The organism is Arsenophonus sp. ENCA (assembly GCF_002287155.1).
Taxonomy (GTDB): Bacteria; Pseudomonadota; Gammaproteobacteria; order Enterobacterales; family Enterobacteriaceae; genus Arsenophonus; species Arsenophonus nilaparvatae.
This window is the reverse complement of record NZ_NHNG01000593.1, coordinates 1-1,570: the sequence shown is the minus strand read 5'-3', so window position 1 is coordinate 1,570 and position 1,570 is coordinate 1. Positions and strand designations below refer to the sequence as shown.

At 45.5% G+C, this 1,570-nt stretch carries 3 protein-coding genes; 2 read left to right on the top strand and 1 reads right to left on the bottom strand.

Going from position 1 to position 1,570, the window contains the following annotated elements:
* Window positions 1–91 precede the first annotated feature (91 nt).
* Complete coding sequence (locus tag CBG25_RS15445; RefSeq protein ID WP_290607758.1) at window positions 92–223, bottom strand: hypothetical protein; 132 nt, start codon at window positions 221–223, stop codon at window positions 92–94.
* Window positions 224–640: 417 nt separating this feature from the next.
* Here CBG25_RS15445 and CBG25_RS15440 point away from each other — a divergent pair, with 417 nt between their 5' ends.
* Together CBG25_RS15440 and CBG25_RS15435 are read left to right on the top strand one after the other, a co-directional pair.
* Complete coding sequence (locus CBG25_RS15440; protein ID WP_290607756.1) at window positions 641–952, top strand: helix-turn-helix domain-containing protein; 312 nt, start codon at window positions 641–643, stop codon at window positions 950–952.
* Between the two features lie 53 nt (window positions 953–1,005).
* Window positions 1,006–1,570: DUF3102 domain-containing protein (locus CBG25_RS15435; protein WP_290607760.1), on the top strand; the 565-nt coding region annotated here is incomplete at its 3' end.

The window sequence follows — 1,570 nt, the reverse complement described above, 5'->3', positions numbered from 1 at the left end:
ACATAAACGTCGTATATCTGAAAAAATAACCCTTTATCAACAAAATTGGGACGTAATCAAAAATGCTATTGCTGAGCACATCCGTGTTTTATTAGCGTACCCAAATTAGTTTTGTGCGAAACTCGTGCACTTTTTTCAGGGTATACAATTGCCCCCCCCCCTCAATCGTGATATTGTCCGGTGAGGTTGCCAACAGTATTGTGGCGGCTTTTTTCTTTGCCATAAGGCTCTCCTTCTATTGTGTTTGATAGTGATATAACGAGACTTAAAAAAACATACAAAAATATTCAAAAAGGACTTTACATTATTTTAAATATGAAAGTATATTTTTTTATGAAAATTTTTACGGAGAGAGAACAATGCACCTCGCAGACGAAAAGCAAATTTTTTATCACTGTGTTTACCAGCATTACCCTTCTGTTACAGCCTGGGCATTGAAGCATGATTTTAAGCCCCATAACGTCAGGATGCTGCTTGCGGGCTCAAGCAAAGGCATACGCGGTGAAGCCTATAAGATAAAGCGGGCCATCCAGCAAACCATACGTACCTCAGAGGCAGCACGACGGTCCATGCATAAATGACAATGAATACATTGCACTGACGGTAACACAATTTCACTGAGAGTAACAGGAATAACAAGATGAGTGAGACCACATTATTACCCGCTAGCTCCCGCGCCCGGCGAGTGTTACGAATTTTAAAGGCACTCAAAGGGTATGGTACCGATGGACTGTCTAATGGGGATTTAGCCCGCTTATTGAAGGAAAACCCCACCAATATCAGTCGCACCCTGCCACTGATGATAGAAGAGGGCATGATTGAAAAACGACCCACAGGGCATTACGCGCTGGGTCAGGAGTTTTTACTGATTGCGATGGCCTATCTGGATGCCTCAGACCGCAGCCAGATGAAGTTGACAGAATTAAAGCAGCGCTGTTTTAGCAGCCGCTAACCTTACCGGAGGAGCGAGTTATGGCCCGACGCGCCTTGCCCGAAAAGATAGATATGACGCCTGAATATCAGGTCGCCCCCGATTTACAGGACAACATGAACACCTTAGCCATTCATCAACGAGACATTATGGAGAAGTACGGCGAGGGCCTGCCTTATGAGCGCGAACGGATTGTTCATGAAGCGCGCTTTTATATGGCGCAAAGTGCTGAAGCGATGCTAGAGGCAGGAAAGCGACTCATCATCCTTAAGGAGAATGAGCCGCATGGGGAATTTATGAATATTGTAACAGGGCAACTCGGCATTAATTACAACACAGCTTCAAAGATGATGAGAGCGTCTGTGAAGTATCTTAACCCTAACCTAACCCGAAAGTTGTCTACGTTTACTGATTTGGGAAAAGCCAAACTCTTTGAACTTATGACCGAGGACGACGAAGAGCTGGCCGAACTAGCCGAAGGCGGCACCATTGCGGGCCTGACCCTCGATGACGTGGACCGCATGTCGGTGCGTGAGCTGCGCGCGGCGATACGCCAATCGCGCCAGAAGTTAAAAGAAAGTGAAAATGACTTAAATACCAGTCGACAAATGGTGGCTGAACGAGAAGAAAAAATCCAAA

Coding starts and splice junctions, on each gene's coding strand:
- CBG25_RS15445 (WP_290607758.1), bottom strand. CDS start 223: ATGGCAAAGAAAAAAGCCGCCACAATACTGTTGGCAACCTCACCGGAC.
- CBG25_RS15440 (WP_290607756.1), top strand. CDS start 641: ATGAGTGAGACCACATTATTACCCGCTAGCTCCCGCGCCCGGCGAGTG.